Here is a 16,024-nt window from a genome sequence, read left to right as displayed (position 1 = left end):
AGCAGTTCGAGACCGACGTGCTCGCCGGGTTCGTCCTCGCGCGGGCTTCTGCGGGGCTGGCGGACGGCACCATCCGCGGAGACGTCGGGCACCTGGACCAGATGCGGGCCTGGTTCGGCCGACCGCTGTGGGATATGGAGCCGGCCGACGCCGACGGGTACTTCGGGAAGGTGCTGCGGGGCTCGCAGAGCGGCACCCGGCTGGCCCGCGCGCAGGCGCTGACCACCAGTTCGACGACGACCACACGACGTCCTCTACGACCGCGATGGTGGCCGCCGTCCGGAGATGATCGTCACCGACACTGCGAGCTACAGCGGCATCGTCTACGGCCTGCTCACCCTGGCTGGGTTCGCCTACGCTCCGCAGCTCGCGGACCTGCACGATCAGAAGACCCTGCACATCCTGCGCCTGGCCGATGAGCCCGGCTACCGCCGCCAGATCAAGGTGCAGGCCAACCTCCAGGAGGGCCGCCACGCACTGGCCCGGAAGATCTTCCACGGCCGGGTCGGGCAGCTCTACCAGCGCTACCAGGAAGGTATGGAGGACCAGATCGGCGCCCTGGGCCTGGTCCTGATCGCGCTCGTGCCGTTCAACACTGCATGGGCGCCGCCGTGAACCAGCTGCGCGCGGACGGCTTCGAGGCCCGCGACGAGGACGTGGCCCGGCTCTCCCCGTTCGTGCGCCACCACATCAACGTGCTGGGCCGGTACTCCCTCCAACTCCCCTACCTGCCCGGCGGAATGCGGCCCCTCCGTGCCCCGGACGCTGTCGACGAGTAGCGAGACGCGGCGGGCGCGTCTGGCCGCGCCCGCCGCTCGCACCGTCGTGGGAACCCTATGCGTTGGCCGCCTGGACGCGGACGGCTCGGGCGCGGACCACGAAGGGCCGGGAGAAGACGGTGATGGCAATGGAGACGGCGGCCACAAAGGCGATGGCCGTGCCAGAAGTGAAGTGCTGGGCAATGCCACCAGCGATCGAGGCTCCGATACCTTGCCACGTCATCCGGCCGGCGGACTCAACTCCCTGGACCTGGCCACGGACAGGATCAGGGGTCAACTCCAGAAGCTGCTCCTGGAGCGGCAGGGTGGCAGCGAAGCCGGCACTGGCGATGAACACCGCGGCTGTCGCCACCAGCACGGGCGGGTGGACGGCGAACAGCAGGTAGGGGGCGGCGAGCAGCAGTCGCAGGGCGAATGCGTAGCGGCGCCGCTGCTCGGCGGTGAACAGCCGCCCGACCGCCAGGTCACCGAGGAGCATGCCTGCCGATCCGGCGGCCAGGAAGACGCCGGCGTGATGGGGGGCGTAGGAGATGAACAGGGCCTCGCAGCCAACGATCAGGCCATTGGGGACCCACAGGTTCAGCAGCAGCGCGCGTTGGCCGGAGTGGGAGAAAAGCTCGATGTTCGTCGTCCAGGTCTGGCGCAGTCCAGGGCGCCGGGTCAGACGGATCGAGCGTTCCCGGACCGTCACCGCCACAATGATCAATCCACCGCCGGTCAGGGCGGTCGCGACGGCGAAGACCTCCTGCGGGCTCAGGTACCGCAGCAGTACGGCGCCGATGGCGTAGCCGAGGATGGCCATGCCTCCCGAGGTGATGTTCATCAGCGAACGTGCCAGTGCATAGGCGGAGGTCGGCACGACCTCGGCAAGCAGCCCCATCCGTGTGCCCGTTCCCAGAGACTGGAAGAACCCCAGTACAAGGAGCAGACCGAACCGGGCGGCGAGCGGCAGCCCTGGAACCGCCTGTGCGGCAACACCTACGAGCGAGACGCACTGGAGCGCGACGAGGGTCCGGCGAGGACGGCTTCCGTCCGCGACCGACATCAGCGTCAGCGCACCGAGTACCGTCGCGAAGGTGGCGCCGTACATGCTCACAGCGGTCAGGAACGGGGACTTGGTCTGCTGGTTGACCAGCGTGCCGAGCGCGAAGCCCGACAAGGTGCTCGCGGCGACCGTCAGTGTGAAGCCGGCGTACAGGCCGACGAATTCACGGTTGCGGAGCAGGTCACGGTAGGTGGTGGGAGGTGTGCCGGAGGCAGATGTGTCAGAAGGCATGAAAAAAGCCTTCGCGCGCACCCAACCCTGGGCGCCGAAGGCCGACTCGTGGATTATAGCAACTGCCCCAGTCCCACCACGGCTCGCATCGGACAGGGGGAGACGCGGACGCGGATACGCACCGGTCTCGGCAGGACCGCACATTCACCGGCGGCTGTCGCCAGGTGCGAGCAGACTGGTCAACTCCGAGATCGCCTCGGGGGACGACTTGAAGTAGCGGCGGACGTTCTCCGGCTTCTTGTGCCTCGACTTCGCCATCAGCATCAGCAGGGAGGCGCCGTGCTCGCCCAGGTGGGTCTCCCACAGTTTCACGATCGCCGGATACTTCCGGCCCCAGGCGTCGGCAGGGCTGGCCGCCAGGCCCCGCCCGGGTCGCTCGCCATGACGTCCGCCCTCCATACGCCCTCGGGACCGCGCACCTCCATCTCGCAGTGCGCGCCTGCGGCCCGGGCCGCCGCCACAAGCCTCAGTCTACCGATCCCCGACCTGTCCAGGTTGGCTCTGAGCTGCGGGAATGCGTTCCGTTGCCGTCCGCGACGCGACCGGCTCAGTGGCGAGTACGGCCCCGTGCCTGTCGGACGAGAGAAAAGAGTTCAGTGCCCAGGGCTATGACCTGGGCACTGAACTCTTCCCTGCGCAGCCTGGATTCGGGAAATGCGCACTGATCTGTTCAGTGCGCAGACCCTCGTGGGTGCCTCCCTGAGCACAGCCGACAACCAGGCCCGTGGGAAGTTGGCTTCGACAATGTGAGCTGGCCCCCTTCGCCCTTCCGACGCGGCTTGGTCATCGCAACATCCCTCAAGACAGGTGTTGCAACGACCTATAGAACCCAAGCGGTGCCGGGGGGCCTCGTCGGCCGAGCGGCCTCGGGGTGGACAGTAACGAGGCTGCCGGTACGGAAGTCTTGTTCGCGATAGAGGCGGGCCACGGCCATGGAGACATCGGTGTGGCCCGCCATACCGTCTGCTGGTCGCTGCCGTTTCAGGCTTGCTCTCCGGGCTTGAGCCTCAGCTGTTGGACAGGGTGCGGTCCAGAAGGGGGAGCAGGCGATCCCAATGGCGCTTCAGCCCGGAGGCGCTATAAGCGTCGGTGTCGGACATGGTGAAGCCGTGAATGGTGCCGGGGTAGATCTCGGACGTGTAGCCGACACCTGCCGCATCCAAGGCCTGGTTGAGCTCGCCGAGGGCCTCAGATGTCATGTCGCCTTCGGCGTGGCCGAGGTGGACCTGGGCGGTGATCTTGGAGAAGAGGTTGGCCCCATCGACGCCCACGGGGCCGTGGAACGCGGCGACGGCCGCCACCTGGTCGGGATGGGCCGCGGCCGTGCGCATCGCGTAGAGGCCGCCAATGCAGTAGCCGGTCACCGCGACCGGTCCGGCGCCGACCTCAGGCTGGGTGGTGAGGAACCTGAGGTAGGCGTCGGCGTCGCCCAGGACACGTTCGGCGGTGTGCGCCTCGATCAGGGGCATCAGCTGGGCGAAGACCGCGGGCCGGACCTCCTCTCCGATGTACTCGGGAAGCTCGACCAGCGGTGCCGGGCCGTGCCGGTAGAAGGAGTTGGGGACGAGCACGTAGTAGCCGTGCCCGGCCAGTTCGCGGGCCATCTCCCGCAGCACGGGCCGGATGCCGAAGCCGTCCGCGTACATCAGCACCCCTGGGTGCCGCTCGCCGTGGTCGGGGAGGGCGGCGAAGGCGTCGGCCTGGCCGCCCGTGGTGGGAATCCGCAGCGTCTTGGTGGGCATGAATACTCCTGTCGTGGTTGATGTGCAGAGCCTGTGATCAACACGACGGAGGCGGAGCCCGCGCAGCAGCGCAAGAGCCTCGATCAAACAGCGGGCCCGAACCGGCCCGTACGGCGCTCAGAAGAGCCCCGGGTCACCGATCCGTGTGTGGCGCAAGGCCGTCCCGGTATTCATAGCCGCACAGCCTAGCCCACCGATGGGACATCGAGACTCCCGTTCGACGGACACCACTCAAGATCGAAAAGACGACAGCTTCTCAGGTGGAGCCTGACTGCTCGGCTTTGCTGCGGGTGTGGGCGAGTCGGTAGGAGTCGGTGCCGGTCTCGATGATTGTGCCGTTGAAGGTGAGCCGGTCGACGATCGCGGTGCAGGGCCTGGGGTCGGTGAACGAACTCCCTGACCGACTTCTGCCTCGGGAACGCTGCGGCCTTGATGCGGCGCTCGGAGCGACGCAGGGCCCGGTCGTCGCACTCGGCCAGCAACAGCTCGGCGAGGAAGGCGAGGTAGGACATCTGCTCGCGGGACGCCTGCTCGGCCAGGTCGGGGAACTTCGCGCGGATGGTTGGCAGCCGCAGCATGCGGCAGGCGCCGACCACGGCGGTCTCCGCCGCCTGCTCGCTCATCCGGTGACAGCTGGGAGTACTCACGGCAGCGACTCCTTCAGTGCGGCGGGACGACGGTGCAGCAGTTGGTCATAGGCGGCCGGCGAGGGCAACGGCCGCCGATCGGGCGGCAGGTGGGCGAGACGGCGCTGCGTCAACGAGGCCACGGAAGAGGGCTAATGGGGCTGGGCCGGGGTGGAGTCATCATCGGATTCGGCTGCCTTGCGGGCCTCCAGGGCGACCGCGTCCGCGGTCAGCGCGCCCACCTGTAACGACCCGGCGAGCCCGGCGACCAGGTGTTCGTGCGGGGTACGGCGGTGCAACAGCAGCACCTCGATCAGGGCCTTCGTGCCGTCTTTGTCCCCGCGGGCTTTGCGGGCAGCGGACCACCACGCGTCGTGGATCGGGGTGAACCTGCCCGTCTGGCGGGCCTGTTCCAGCGCGGTCGCCCCGGGCAGGGCGCCCGGCTTACGCAGCAGCGTCTCCAGGTAGTGGTCGAGTTCGAGACGCTCGCCGGCTTTGGCGACCAGCCGCTCGTGGCGGGCGATCTCTGTGGCGCCGTCGTAGACGGCCAGCTCGTTGGCATGCATCACGATGCGGACCCTGCGCTCGATACAGCGGGCCGGCACCGAGTAGAAGCCGGCGCGGGCCCAGACGCGGCTGTGCCGGTCCACCCGGGGTCTCGATGACCTGTCCGGCGTCGAACGGCTCGGTGGGCAGCGGCGCCAGCAACGGCTGCTCGACGGCGAAATACTCCCCGCCCGTGCGCGGCCGCATCCGGATCCGGCGGGCCTCGTCCTGCTCGTCCCACCGCTCGACCGGCGTGTTCAGCTCGGCCAGCGAGCCGACCTCCGGGACGGGGACGAAGTGGTTGCGGCGGAGGCGGCCGATGTCACCCTCGACGCCGCCCTTCTCGTGGGCGCCAGCCAGGCCCGGGCGGCAGAGGTCGTCGTCGTCGCGTCCGGGGGCTCCGTTCCCACCCACCGGGTGCGGCGTGGCCGGCGCGGCAGGCGAGGATGGGCAACATGTTCCTGACGAGTAAGTGGATGCGGCGTGCCGAGCCCCTGCCGGTGAGGGCGGGGCGGCGCGTCGAGGAGGCGACGGCCCGATGAGCACGCCGCTCTACCAGCTGAAGGCCGAGTTCTTCAAGACGCTGGGCCACCCGGCGCGCATCCGGGTGCTGGAACTGCTGAGCGAGCGTGAGCACGCGGTCGCGGAGATGCTGCCCGAGGTGGGCATCGAGCCCGCTCATCTGTCCCAGCAGCTCGCGGTGCTGCGCCGGGCCAACCTGGTCAAGAACCGCAAGGAGGGGTCGACGGTGTACTACTCCCTGACGAGCCCGTACGTCGCCGAGCTGCTGCGGGTGGCGCGGACCATCCTGTCCGGGGTGCTCGCGGGGCAGGCCGAGCTGCTGGCCGACCTCCAGGCCGCGCAGGGTGAGGGAAAGCCACCCGCGTGACAGCGGCGGGGGGCCGGTCCTTCGGACCACGGGACCCACTGCCCCCGCCCCGGCTGCACCGTGAGGCTGCGCGGCGATCGTGGAGTCATACGGCCGGGAGGCGGCGAGTGCCCTGGCCGGAGACCGAGGCGGTTCCGGGTGCCTGACAGCCCGCGCCTCGTGAGCGATGTGATGACCCGCCCGGTCGTGGCAGTCGGACGCTACGCCCCCTTCAAGGAGATCGTCCGCGTCCTGGAGCAGTGGAAGGTCAGCGCCGTCCTCGTCCTCGCAGGAGACGGGCGTGTGGCCGGTGTCGTCTCCGAGGCGGACCTGCTGCCCAAGGAGGAGTTCCGCGACAGCGACCCCGGCCGATTCGAGCAACGCCGCCGGCCGTCCGACCTCGCCAAGGCCGGCGGCCTGACGGCCGGGGACTTGTTGAGCGCCCCGCCGTCACCGTCCGTCCCGACGTCACCTTGGCACGGGCTGCCCGGCTCATGGCCGTCCGGCACGTCAAACGGCTGCCCGTGGTCGACGAACTCGACATGCTCCAGGGCATCGTCAGCCGCGCGGACCTGCTGACGGTCTTCCTGCGGTCGGACGAGGACATCGAGGAGGAGGTCCGCCGCACCGTGGTGGCCTCCCTCTTTCCCGCCTTCGGCCACGCCGTCCATGTGCACGTCCACGACGGTGTCGTCCACCCTCCGCGGACACATCCGCGACACCTCGCTCGTCACCGTCGCCGTACGCCTCGTACGCCTCATACGCCTCGTACGCGCCGTCGAGGGCGTCGTGGACGTGGAACTCCGGCTCACCGAGGAGTCCTCCGACCCGGTCGGCCCCGGCGGGAGGCGGTAGGAGGCCGGGGCGGCGTGTACCCGGGCGCGGGTAGCGGAGCCCGCCCGTGGTGGGTCAGGGGACCGTCGGCGGTCCCGCCTCGTCGGCGGGGGTGATGCGTCGCCCCGTCACACGCGTGGGGCGGATCGCCACCCACATCTCGCGGCCGTCCCCGGCCCACGGAGCGGAGTGGGCGCCCTCCACCAGCCTGCGCACCTCGTCGGGTTCGGTGACCACCCGTGCCGTTCCGACGACGAGGACGCTCCAGCCCCGGCTCATCGCCTCGTCCACATGGTCGACCTCGAAGGCGACCTCCGATCCCACGGCCGACGCGGGTACCGACTCCGGCGCGGTGCGGAACGCGATCGCGTCGTCGACGACCTCGTAGTTCACCGGGACCACCGCCGGGCCCATCGGTGAGGAGACGGCCACCCGGCCCACGCCGTGGGTGGACAGCAGGGCACGGCACTCGTCGGGATCGAGGTTCACCAGCCGTGGGTGCAGGAGCGCCTGGCCCCGGCCGGGCGGCAGATCGACGCCGGCGCCCCGCAGGGCGGTGACGGTCGTGTCCAGCGCGTCGGCCAGGCCGATGAGGCTGGCCTTGGTCGGGTCGGCCGGCTGTTCCTCGAGGTACGCGAGGTACTCCGGCGCCATTCCGGCACGGCGGGCCGCCTCCTCCCGGGTCAGCCCCCTGCGGAGTCGTTCGGCCGCGACCCGGCGACCGATGTCACCGGGGTTGGGCGGCTGACCCGGTGGGACGTGGGCGGCCTCCGCGGGTCCGCGCCCACCCGGGGCGGGCGCGGGCGGCCGGGACGTTTCCCCCGTGCCGGCGGACCGATGCTCGACGTGATGGATGTGTGCGTCCGGCCCGGGGAAGACGAGGGTCACCTCGTCCGTGTCCGACCAGCGCACGTCGTAGGGGGGCGTCCCGTCCTCGTGGTGGAGCCCGACGATCTCGCCGTCGCGCCTGGTGGCGCCGGTGGCTGGGCTCTCCACCACGAGTTGGTCACCGAGTTGAGCTCGCATGATGGCCGCCGTTTCCTCGAATGCCGTCGAATGTCGCTGTGGCCCGAGTCCCGTACAGCCGACCGCGCCGCCGCTCGGAACGTGAGCCTGTTCACGTGAACCTGTTCAGGCCCGGGTGCAAGGCCCCGTCAAGGCCCGGGTGCAAGGCGCCGCCCGCCCGGGTCGCGCCGAGGGAGCGCCCCCGGCGCGGCGGACGGGCCGGGTCGTCGTCAACCTCCTTGCAGCTGGTCCGGCAGCGGCCAGCCCGTCTCCGGGCGGTCGTTCCGCCCGGAACCGGCCGCACCCACGCCCTCGATGTCCTGTGCGGCGACCCGCACCAGTTGCCTGCCGAGATCGTGCAGCGCCCTGCCCGCCGCGAGTTCGTCGCCGATCTCCGGCACATCCATGTCGTCGGGACTCCGGTGCGCGACACCGTGCCCGACGAGTTCCGTGGTCCCGGTGTCCAGCACCACGCGCGCCTTGGTCGTCCCCTCCTCCTCGAAGAGATGGAGACGGACGTTCCATTCCACGGTATGGGCCATCACTGTCCTCCTCATCTCGGTGCGGAGCGCCCGGACGCGCTCGCCCCGCCGGGTGCGTCGCCCGGGTCCGCGGACGTGCCCAGGACGTCGTCGGCGATACGGCGCCGGACCTCCTCCGCCAGCTCGGTCAGCCGCCGCGAGGGCGTCGCCCGCGGTGGGAGGGGCGCCCTGACGCGGCGTGCCGCGGGCGGCAGCCCGGCCAGGTCACCGGCGAACCTCGCCGCGGACCTGTCGGGAGAGGGCCGTCGCACCGTGCGTCGCCCGTGCGTCATCACCGTCTCCAGCATCGGGGCGCCGTCGGGCGGCGGCCACTCGTCGTGGAGTGCGATGACGTCCGCGTAGCCGGGCCGGCGGTACACCTGCTTCCGCCCCGGGGCGGTGATCTTGGCGGAGGAGAGCTTCATGACCGGGCGGCCGTCGTACTCGACCATCTTGTATGCGGAGTCGAGGAAGGGGGCGTCGGCCGAGACCCCGACCCGCGTCCCGACGGCGTAGACGTCGATCGGCGTCCCGGAGCGGACCAGTTCGTCGACGGCGTACTCGTCGAGACCGCCGCTGGCGACGATCCGCACCTCGGGCAGTCCCGCCGCGTCGAGGAGGGCGCGCGCCCTCCGTGCCAGGCACCCCAGGTCACCGCTGTCGAGCCGTACGGCCGAGCCGGTGCCGGGGCCCGCCGGATCGAGGTCGCGCAGCACGCGGGCCGCGACGCCGACGCCCTCCTCGGTGTCGTAGGTGTCGACGAGGAGGGTGACCGGGCCGGGGTGGGCCCGGGCGAAGGCACGGAAGGCGTCCTCCTCCGTGCCGAACGCCTCGATGTACGAGTGGGCCATCGTGCCGACGGCCGGCAGTCCTTCGGCGGTGGCCGCGGCGACGTTGCTGGTACCGGTGAACCCGACCAGTGCGCTCAGCCGGGCGGCCTGGTAGCCGGCGTGGGGACCGTGGGTGCGCCGCAGGGAGAAGTCCACCACCGGGTGCCCCGCGGCGGCCAGGACGCAGCGCGCCGCCTTCGACGCGATCGTCGTCTGATGGCTGACCTGGTTCAGCAGGTACGTCTCGACCAGTTGGGCCTCGGGCAGCGGGGCGGTCACCTCCAGCAGCGGTTCGCCGGCCAGGACGATCCGCCCCTCCGGCACGGCCCTCACCCGGCCGGTGAACTCCAGGTCCAGCAGCGGTGCCAGATCGGCCGTCGGCCGGTGCAGGGCCGAGGCGAACGCCTCGACGTCCTCCGCGTCGACCCGGAAGCCGGACAGGAAGTCGAGCGACGGCTCCAGGCCCGCCGCCACCAGGAACCCGCGCTCCGGCGGCAGGTCACGCACGAACAGGCTGAACGTCGCCGGCGCGGTCATCCCCTCACGGAGGTAGGACATCGCCATCGTGATCTCGTACAGGTCGGTGGTCCGCGCGTCGGACATCCACCTCACCTCCGGACGACGACCGGAGGACGGCTCCGGTCGCTGGTGCGTGCCCCTCAAGTATCCGTCTCCCCCACCACCCTGCGGCCGCGACGCGAAGCCGGCATAGGGCCGAAGGGTCCTCGCCACCGGACACCCGGCCCACCCCGCCGGTTGCCCGGCACGGCCCACATGAGCGGCGTACCGCGGTACGCGGGGACCGCGTGCGGCCGGCGGCGATCTGAGGTAGTCCTCGATGTGGAAGGGCCGTGCCCCGCCGGACGGCCCCGGCGCTCGCGCGACCGCGCCGAGCGCGCCCGGCCGGCCCGCCCCGCACCCGACGGGCGGGGGCGGCGACAGCCCGGACGGTGCCGCGCCCGCCGTCCTGACGGCTTCGTACGAGACGGAGGCAGCCCCATGGAACAAGCCCTGACCGTCGGCCTCGACGGCTCACCCGAGAGCATCGCCGCCGCCCACTGGGCCGCCGACGAGGCCGAGCGGCGCAATCTCACCCTGCGCCTGCTGCACGCATGGCCCCTGCTCGTCCCGGAACCCACGAGCCTGCCCTCGGAGGTGGACCAGAACTACTGGGCGAGGCGGCTGGTGCACAACGCCAAAGCGGAACTCCAGGCCCGCAAGCCGGGTCTCACCGTCGTGGGCAACCTGGTCGCGGACGACGCGCAGCACGCACTGATCCAGGCGGCGGCCGAGTCGGAGATGCTCGTCCTCGGCTCACGGGGCGTGAGTCCGGCGGAGAGCTACTTCCTCGGCGACATCGGCCTGTCCGTCGTGGCGCACGCCGACAGGCCCGTGGTCCTGGTGCGGGCCGAGCGGAGAGACGAGGGACACCCGCGCGGATCGGGGGCGGAGGGCGCCGTGGTCGTGGCGCTGAAGCTGCACGGCCCCTCCGACGACCTGCTGGATTTCGCCTTCACCACGGCCGCGGCACGCGGTGTGCCCCTGCGCGCCGTGCACGGCCGCGGTGTGCCGCTGCACGCGTTCACCCCATGGGGCGTGGACCACACCGTGACCCGGGAGGCAAGGCAGGAGGCGGACAAGGCGCTGATCCGGGCGCTCCACCCGTGGCGGGAGAAGTTCCCGGGCGTGGACGTGTCGGACACCGTCCGCCTGGACAGCCCCGCCCGAGCGGTCCTGTCGGCTGTCGGGGACGCCGGGCTCCTGGTCGTCGGGCGTCGCAGGCACCGGCACGCCCCGGTCCCCCGGCTCGGTCCCGTGGCCCAGGCGGCCGTCCATCATGCCCGCTGCCCTGTGGCGGTGGTACCGCACGACTGACCGTGCGAACTCCCCGGGTGAGCGGTCCGCCTCGCGGCCGTGCCGCCCGCCGTCCCCGGTCCTCGTCCGGCGGTGAGGGACCAACGGCCCGGTGCGTCTGCCTCTTCGGCCCATGACGGGGGGCCGGCCGGGGACGACATTGGAGGTGGACGCCGCAGGCGCGGGTCAGGGCCCCGCCCGGTGATCGCAGGGAAGCGGGTGACCGTGATGTTCTGGTACGGCCATGATCCCGGCGGGTGGGGCTGGTTCGTCATGTCGGCGGGCATGATCCTCTTCTGGGCCGCGCTCATCGCCTTCGGTGTGTTTCTCTTCCGGTCCCTGTCCGCGCCGTCGGCCGGGACGGGGCTGCCTCCCGGTGGTCCGCGGCCCGGCCCCTCCCCCGAACAGCTCCTGGCCGAGCGCTTCGCACGGGGCGAGATCGACGAGGACGAGTACCAGCGCCGTCTGGCCGTCCTGCGCTCGCACGGCGCCGCAGGGTCGGGCAAGGGGTGAACCGATCGGCCGGCCCGGGACCGGCTTCGGCTGCGCGAGCGCCGTGCCGCGTGGAACAGTGGGAACAGGCACGTCATCGATCCGCACCCCGGCCGGTCGGCACTGGAGGGAAGCAGCTGTGGTGCCCGTACACGCACTCGACACGAAGACCGTGACAGCCCTGGTGGAGGACGCCGCGGCGGCTCCGTCCATGCACAACGCCCAGCCGTGGAGGTTCCGCTTCCGCCGCGGCGACGGCGCCTTCCATGTCCACGCGGACCTCGGCCGCGCCATGCCGAGAACGGACCCGACCACCCGCGCCCTTCATCTGGGCTGCGCCGCCGCCCTGTTCAATCTGCGCGTCGCCGCCGCCCACGCGGGCTGGACCCCGGTAACCGAGCTGCTGCCCGATCCCTCCGATCCGCAACTGCTGGCGATCGTACGGCTCACCGACCAGGCTCCCCCCGAGGACGACCTGGCCCCGCTGTACCCGGCGATCCGCCGGCGCCGCACCAGCAGGCAGCCCTTCTCCGGCGAGGCGGTGCCCGAAGCCATCAGGGACGGCCTCAGTGCCGCCGCCCTGCTGGAGGGGGCGCGGCTGGCGTTCCCCGACACCTGGCATGTGCAGACCCTGCTGGACTCGGTCCGGGACGCCGAGGGGCGGGACGCGCAGGACCCGGCGGCGGCCGATGAGCTGAGGCGCTGGGTCCGCACCGGCGCGGAAGCGGCGACGTCGGCGGGCGACGGGGTGCCCGACTACGCCTTCGGCCCCCGCAAGCAGCACGGTGGGGCGCCCGTCCGCGACTTCGCCGGCCGGCAGCCGCTGCCGGGCCGTGAGACCGCCGTGTTCGAGAGCGTGCCCCAGCTGGCCCTCCTGGGGACCAGGGACGACCGGCCGAGGGACTGGCTGGTGGCGGGGCAGGCCATGGAACGCGTACTGCTCCAGGCCACTCTCGACGGACTGGCCACCTCGCTCACCTCCCAGGCCCTCGAACGGCCCGAGGTCCGCTGGATCACGCGCGACCCGGAGTCGGCGATGGGGTTCGTACAGATGGTCATCCGGCTCGGCTACGGGCCCTCGGGGCCGGCGACACCGCGCCGCCCGGTGGACGAGGTGCTCACCATCGAGTGAGCGTGCCCGTGACTCATCGTTCCGGCCCGCCTGCGTCGGCCTCGGCCGGCGTGGACGCCAGCGAGAAGTAGTTCTCCTCCTCCTGGGCGAAGTGCAGGCGCAGCACGGTGTGCAGGCCGTAGAGGCACGAACGCAGGTCGTCGAGTTGCTCCGGAGCGAGGCCGCCGTCGGCGTGGGCCAGGTCGAGGTGGGTGGTGACGCGCCGGGAGAGGCGGGCGATCTCCGTGTGGGCGCGGCTCATGGTGGCGGTGGCCTCTGGTCCGCCGAGGGCGGGGTTGAGGGCCGGATAGAGCTGGTGCTCCTCCGCTTCCTCGTGCGGCAGCAACCGTTCGGTGAGCAGCCGGTGCGCCTCCTCGACGGCGGCGAGGGCCTGCGGGCCGGTGCTGTCGGAGAGCCGGTCGGCGGCGCTCCGTACGGCTTCCAGGACGTCCTGGAGGTCGTCGTGCTCGGCCGCGAAGCGGTGGACGAGTGCCTCGGCCGCGGGGGTGAGGGCCGGTCGCACGGCCCGGTCGACCCGCAGCGCACGGAGCGCGTTGAGGATGACGGCCACGTCGATGCCCTCCTGGAGCAGCGCGCCGGCGGCGGGCGGCAGCAGGCCGAACGCGGCCGCGGTCATGGCGGCCAGCGACATCAGCATGCCGCCGAGGGCGCTCTGCACGGCGATCCGCCGGGCGCGTACGGCGATGAGGACGGCGTCGGCCAGACGGTCCACGCGATCGGTGGTCAGGACGATGTCCGCCGCCTCGGAGGAAGCGGTGGAGCCGCGCGCTCCCATGGCCACGCCGATGTCGGCGGCGGCGAGGGCGGGGGCGTCGTTGACGCCGTCGCCGACCATCACGGTGACCGCGCGCTCGCGTTCGGCGCGTACGACGGCGACCTTGCCGGCGGGGCTCAGCTCGGCGCGTACGCCGTCCAGGCCGAGGACGGTGGCGACCTCCTGGGCGGGTTCGGCGCGGTCGCCGGTCAGCATCAGCAGCCGTTCGATGCCCGCCGACCGCAGATGCCGCAGTGTGCGCGGTGCGTCGGGTCGTACGGGGTCGCGCAGGAGGACGGCACCGGCGTCCCGTCCGTCGACGGTCAGCCAGGCGACGGCCGCGCCGTCGAGGAGCGCCCGGTTGTCGGCGGCACGCGCCCACGCGGGCCGGTCGGCCGGGTCCCCGAGGCGGCCGATGGACACCCGGTGGCCGTCCACGGTGCCCGAGGCGCCCCGCCCGGCTTCCTCGGTGACGTCCGACGGCGCCGACAGCCTCAGGCCGCGTGCGTGGGCCGCGTCCACGATGGCCCGCGCCAGGACGTGCGGCGAGTACTGGTCGACGGACGCCGCCAGACGCAGCACCTCCGCGGGGTCCCGGCCGGGCTCGGCCGCGACGTCCAGGACTCGGGGCCGGCCTCCTGTGAGGGTGCCGGTCTTGTCCAGCAGGAGGGTGCGTGCCCGGCCCAGGTTCTCCAGGGCTCCCCCGCCGCGGACGACCACGCCGAGCCGGGAGGCGCGGGACAGTCCCGAGACGATGGCGACCGGTGCGGCCAGCAGCAGAGGGCACGGCGTGGCGACGACAAGGACGGCGACCGCGCGGACCGCGGAGCCGCTGACCAGCCAGGCCAGTCCCGCCACCACGAGGGTGAGGGGGAGGAACCAGGCCGCGTAGCGGTCGGCCAGCCGCACGACGGGAGCGGACTCCGCCCCCGCCTGCCGTGCCAGCCGGACGATGCCGGCGTAGGTGCTGTCCTGCTCGGTGGCGGTCGCGCGGAGTTCGATGGCGCCGCCCGCGTTGATCACACCGCTGCGTACGGCCTCACCGCGTGCGCGGGCGATCTGGAGGGGCTCTCCGGTCAGCACCGACTCGTCGAGATCGGCGGCGCCGCTCTCCAGCCGCCCGTCGACGGGGATCACCTCGCCGGGGCCGACGACGAGCAGGTCCCCGACGGCGACCTCGGCCGGGGACACCGTGCGTACCCCGGTGGCGGTGCGCAGCCGGGCGGTGCGGGGAGCCCGCTCCAGCAGGGCGCGCAGATCGTGGGAGGCCCGCCGCTGCGCCGCGGACTCCAGGGTGCGGCCGGTGGCGAGCATCAGGGCGATCAGGGCACCGGCGAGGTACTCCCGGACGGCCAGGGTGCCGCCCAGGGCGAGCACGGCGATCACGTCCACACCCGCGTTGCCGTGCCGCAGTGCGTTCAGCACCCACACCACCGCCGGTACGACGGCGGCGACGGTGCCCAGGGCCCAGCACAGGTCGGCGGCGGCGTCCGCCCCGACGGCCCGGGCGGCGCCCCCGGCCACGAGGGCGGCTCCCGTGACCGCCAGGAGAACCGGCTCACCGTGGACGGAATCGATCGCCGAGCGCAGCCGGCGGAGCCCCGCCCTCGTGTTGCGGGAGTGGTCCATGACACCCACCTCGGTCCTGGCGACGTGGCAAGGGAAGTCGGCGTCGGGCGGATCCTCGTCGTGCCTCGCCGGCCGCCCCCACGACAAGGATCCGCCCGGCGGGGGCCGCGCGCGCCCTACAGCACGGGTACGACGGCCACGGGGCAGGCGACGTGGTGGATCGCGGCGTGGGTGACGGGTCCGGTGCGGGGCCCGAGCGTGCGTTCGCCCAGGCGGTGCCCGACGACGAGCAGGCTCGCTCCGGAGGCGGCCCGGACGAGCGCGGTCGTGGGTTTGTCCTCCACCACCGTCTCCAGGACCTCCACGTCCGGGTACTTGTCGCGCCAGGTCCGGAGCACGGCGTCGAGGAAGCCGCGCCACTCCTCACCCTGGCGGGGCCCGTCCACCAGAGCGACGTCGCCGGGGCCGAGGCCCATCGGGCCGGACGGGTGCCAGGCGTGCACGGCCCGCAGTCGCGCCTGCCGGAGCCGGGCCGCCTCGAACGCGAACTCGATGACCTCGTCGCAGCTGTCGTCCAGGTCGACGGCGACCACGACGTCCCGGTAACCGGTGTCGGCCGAGGCCTGTCCGGCGCCGGTCGGCAGATGCTCGTCCTCGGCCTGTTCCTCCGCACGGACGAGGACGACGGGGCGCGTCGCCCTGGCGACGACGCCGAGCGCTACGGAGCCCACGAGGAAGCCGGTGAAGCCGCTCAGCCCGCGCGAGCCGAGGACCAGGGTGTCGGCCTGGTCGGCGGCCTTCAGCAGCGCGGCGACGGCGGGGCCCTCCATCTGCTCGTCGGAGAGCCGGACGCCGGGGCACTCGGCGCGGGCACGGTCCTCGGCCCGCCTGAGATGGCTGCGGCCCAGGTGCCGTCGGGCGGCGTGCGCGATCTCGTCCTCCCGGCGGCGGGTGGGCCGGTCCAGTACGTGCACCAGGTGCAGCGGCAGGTCCCGGCGTGCGGCCTCGCGGGCCGCCCACGCCACGGCGGCCAGGCTCTCGGCGGATCCATCGACTCCGGCGACAACGGGTGGACGCATCTCGGCACCTCCGGCAGTAGGTCTGTCCTTCGATACCAGCGTCAGGCCGGGGGCGTCGCGCGGGCAGGGGCCGGCGGGTCCCGGCGGAGGGCCGACCGGCCCCTGCCGGTCCGGCGG

General features: G+C 72.5%; 13 protein-coding genes and 4 pseudogenes. 6 read left to right on the top strand and 11 right to left on the bottom strand.

All coding sequences use genetic code 11. From position 1 onward, the window contains the following. Positions 1 to 246: 246 nt before the first annotated feature. Positions 247 to 779: pseudogene (locus tag AC067N_RS32420) on the top strand (Tn3 family transposase); the annotation flags it as partial. A gap of 55 nt (positions 780 to 834) precedes the next feature. Here the strand turns inward: AC067N_RS32420 and AC067N_RS32415 are convergent. The 6 genes and pseudogenes from AC067N_RS32415 to AC067N_RS32390 all read right to left on the bottom strand — a co-directional run bounded on the left by AC067N_RS32415 (position 835) and on the right by AC067N_RS32390 (position 5,073). Further along, on the bottom strand, positions 835 to 2,076 hold the full coding sequence (locus AC067N_RS32415) for an MFS transporter (protein ID WP_478682479.1): 1,242 nt from the start codon (positions 2,074 to 2,076) through the stop codon (positions 835 to 837). Positions 2,077 to 2,199: 123 nt separating this feature from the next. Continuing rightward, positions 2,200 to 2,352, bottom strand: a pseudogene (locus AC067N_RS32410) (site-specific integrase); the annotation flags it as partial. Positions 2,353 to 3,062: 710 nt separating this feature from the next. Next, entirely contained in the window at positions 3,063 to 3,797 is a 735-nt protein-coding gene (locus tag AC067N_RS32405) for a dienelactone hydrolase family protein (RefSeq protein ID WP_478682478.1), read from the bottom strand. Positions 3,798 to 4,186: 389 nt separating this feature from the next. Further along, positions 4,187 to 4,420: pseudogene (locus tag AC067N_RS32400) on the bottom strand (ATP-binding protein); the annotation flags it as partial. A gap of 20 nt (positions 4,421 to 4,440) precedes the next feature. Further along, positions 4,441 to 4,566, bottom strand: a complete 126-nt coding sequence (locus tag AC067N_RS32395) for a hypothetical protein (RefSeq protein ID WP_478682477.1) — start codon at positions 4,564 to 4,566, stop codon at positions 4,441 to 4,443. A 9-nt stretch (positions 4,567 to 4,575) separates the two neighbouring features. After that, positions 4,576 to 5,073, bottom strand: coding sequence for a Mu transposase domain-containing protein (locus AC067N_RS32390; RefSeq protein ID WP_478682476.1), 498 nt, complete (start codon positions 5,071 to 5,073; stop codon positions 4,576 to 4,578). A 434-nt stretch (positions 5,074 to 5,507) separates the two neighbouring features. On the opposite strand from AC067N_RS32390, the gene AC067N_RS32385 reads away from it, so the two are divergent. Together AC067N_RS32385 and AC067N_RS32380 are read left to right on the top strand one after the other, a co-directional pair. Then, positions 5,508 to 5,858 carry an ArsR/SmtB family transcription factor gene (locus AC067N_RS32385; RefSeq protein WP_478682475.1) on the top strand — a complete coding sequence of 117 codons (351 nt, stop codon included), beginning with the start codon at positions 5,508 to 5,510 and terminating at the stop codon, positions 5,856 to 5,858. A gap of 171 nt (positions 5,859 to 6,029) precedes the next feature. Beyond that, positions 6,030 to 6,692: pseudogene (locus tag AC067N_RS32380) on the top strand (CBS domain-containing protein). 54 nt (positions 6,693 to 6,746) lie between these two features. Here AC067N_RS32380 and AC067N_RS32375 read toward each other — a convergent pair. From AC067N_RS32375 to AC067N_RS32365, 3 genes are all read right to left on the bottom strand, one after another. Next, on the bottom strand, positions 6,747 to 7,697 hold the full coding sequence (locus tag AC067N_RS32375) for a pyridoxamine 5'-phosphate oxidase family protein (protein WP_478682474.1): 951 nt from the start codon (positions 7,695 to 7,697) through the stop codon (positions 6,747 to 6,749). Positions 7,698 to 7,906: 209 nt separating this feature from the next. After that, entirely contained in the window at positions 7,907 to 8,218 is a 312-nt protein-coding gene (locus AC067N_RS32370) for a DUF1876 domain-containing protein (protein ID WP_478682473.1), read from the bottom strand. Positions 8,219 to 8,229: 11 nt separating this feature from the next. Then, positions 8,230 to 9,630: a nicotinate phosphoribosyltransferase gene (locus tag AC067N_RS32365; protein WP_478682472.1), complete on the bottom strand. Its 1,401-nt coding sequence runs from the start codon at positions 9,628 to 9,630 to the stop codon at positions 8,230 to 8,232. A gap of 396 nt (positions 9,631 to 10,026) precedes the next feature. On the opposite strand from AC067N_RS32365, the gene AC067N_RS32360 reads away from it, so the two are divergent. The 3 genes from AC067N_RS32360 to AC067N_RS32350 all read left to right on the top strand — a co-directional run bounded on the left by AC067N_RS32360 (position 10,027) and on the right by AC067N_RS32350 (position 12,505). Then, entirely contained in the window at positions 10,027 to 10,902 is an 876-nt protein-coding gene (locus AC067N_RS32360) for a universal stress protein (protein ID WP_478682471.1), read from the top strand. A gap of 180 nt (positions 10,903 to 11,082) precedes the next feature. Beyond that, a complete protein-coding gene (locus AC067N_RS32355) occupies positions 11,083 to 11,394 on the top strand; it encodes an SHOCT domain-containing protein (protein WP_478682470.1) in 312 nt (103 codons plus the stop codon). A 121-nt stretch (positions 11,395 to 11,515) separates the two neighbouring features. Next, the gene (locus AC067N_RS32350) at positions 11,516 to 12,505 is read left to right on the top strand and encodes an Acg family FMN-binding oxidoreductase (protein WP_478682469.1); all 990 of its coding nucleotides are present in this window, start codon (positions 11,516 to 11,518) and stop codon (positions 12,503 to 12,505) included. A 13-nt stretch (positions 12,506 to 12,518) separates the two neighbouring features. On the opposite strand, the gene AC067N_RS32345 is transcribed toward AC067N_RS32350, so the two are convergent. Both AC067N_RS32345 and AC067N_RS32340 read right to left on the bottom strand, forming a co-directional pair. After that, positions 12,519 to 14,888, bottom strand: coding sequence for a heavy metal translocating P-type ATPase (locus AC067N_RS32345; RefSeq protein ID WP_478682468.1), 2,370 nt, complete (start codon positions 14,886 to 14,888; stop codon positions 12,519 to 12,521). 116 nt (positions 14,889 to 15,004) lie between these two features. Continuing rightward, positions 15,005 to 15,907, bottom strand: coding sequence for a universal stress protein (locus AC067N_RS32340; RefSeq protein WP_478682467.1), 903 nt, complete (start codon positions 15,905 to 15,907; stop codon positions 15,005 to 15,007). Positions 15,908 to 16,024 lie beyond the last annotated feature (117 nt).

It is taken from the genome of Streptomyces sp. NPDC042364 (assembly GCF_056437585.1).
This window is presented reverse-complemented; position numbering and strand designations above follow the sequence as displayed.

Bases quoted from the DNA above. Each gene is read 5' to 3' on its own strand.
- AC067N_RS32370 (WP_478682473.1), bottom strand. From the start codon at position 8,218: ATGGCCCATACCGTGGAATGGAACGTCCGTCTCCATCTCTTCGAGGAG.
- AC067N_RS32375 (WP_478682474.1), bottom strand. From the start codon at position 7,697: ATGCGAGCTCAACTCGGTGACCAACTCGTGGTGGAGAGCCCAGCCACC.
- AC067N_RS32340 (WP_478682467.1), bottom strand. From the start codon at position 15,907: ATGCGTCCACCCGTTGTCGCCGGAGTCGATGGATCCGCCGAGAGCCTG.
- AC067N_RS32345 (WP_478682468.1), bottom strand. From the start codon at position 14,888: ATGGACCACTCCCGCAACACGAGGGCGGGGCTCCGCCGGCTGCGCTCG.
- AC067N_RS32385 (WP_478682475.1), top strand. From the start codon at position 5,508: ATGAGCACGCCGCTCTACCAGCTGAAGGCCGAGTTCTTCAAGACGCTG.
- AC067N_RS32365 (WP_478682472.1), bottom strand. From the start codon at position 9,630: ATGTCCGACGCGCGGACCACCGACCTGTACGAGATCACGATGGCGATG.
- AC067N_RS32405 (WP_478682478.1), bottom strand. From the start codon at position 3,797: ATGCCCACCAAGACGCTGCGGATTCCCACCACGGGCGGCCAGGCCGAC.
- AC067N_RS32360 (WP_478682471.1), top strand. From the start codon at position 10,027: ATGGAACAAGCCCTGACCGTCGGCCTCGACGGCTCACCCGAGAGCATC.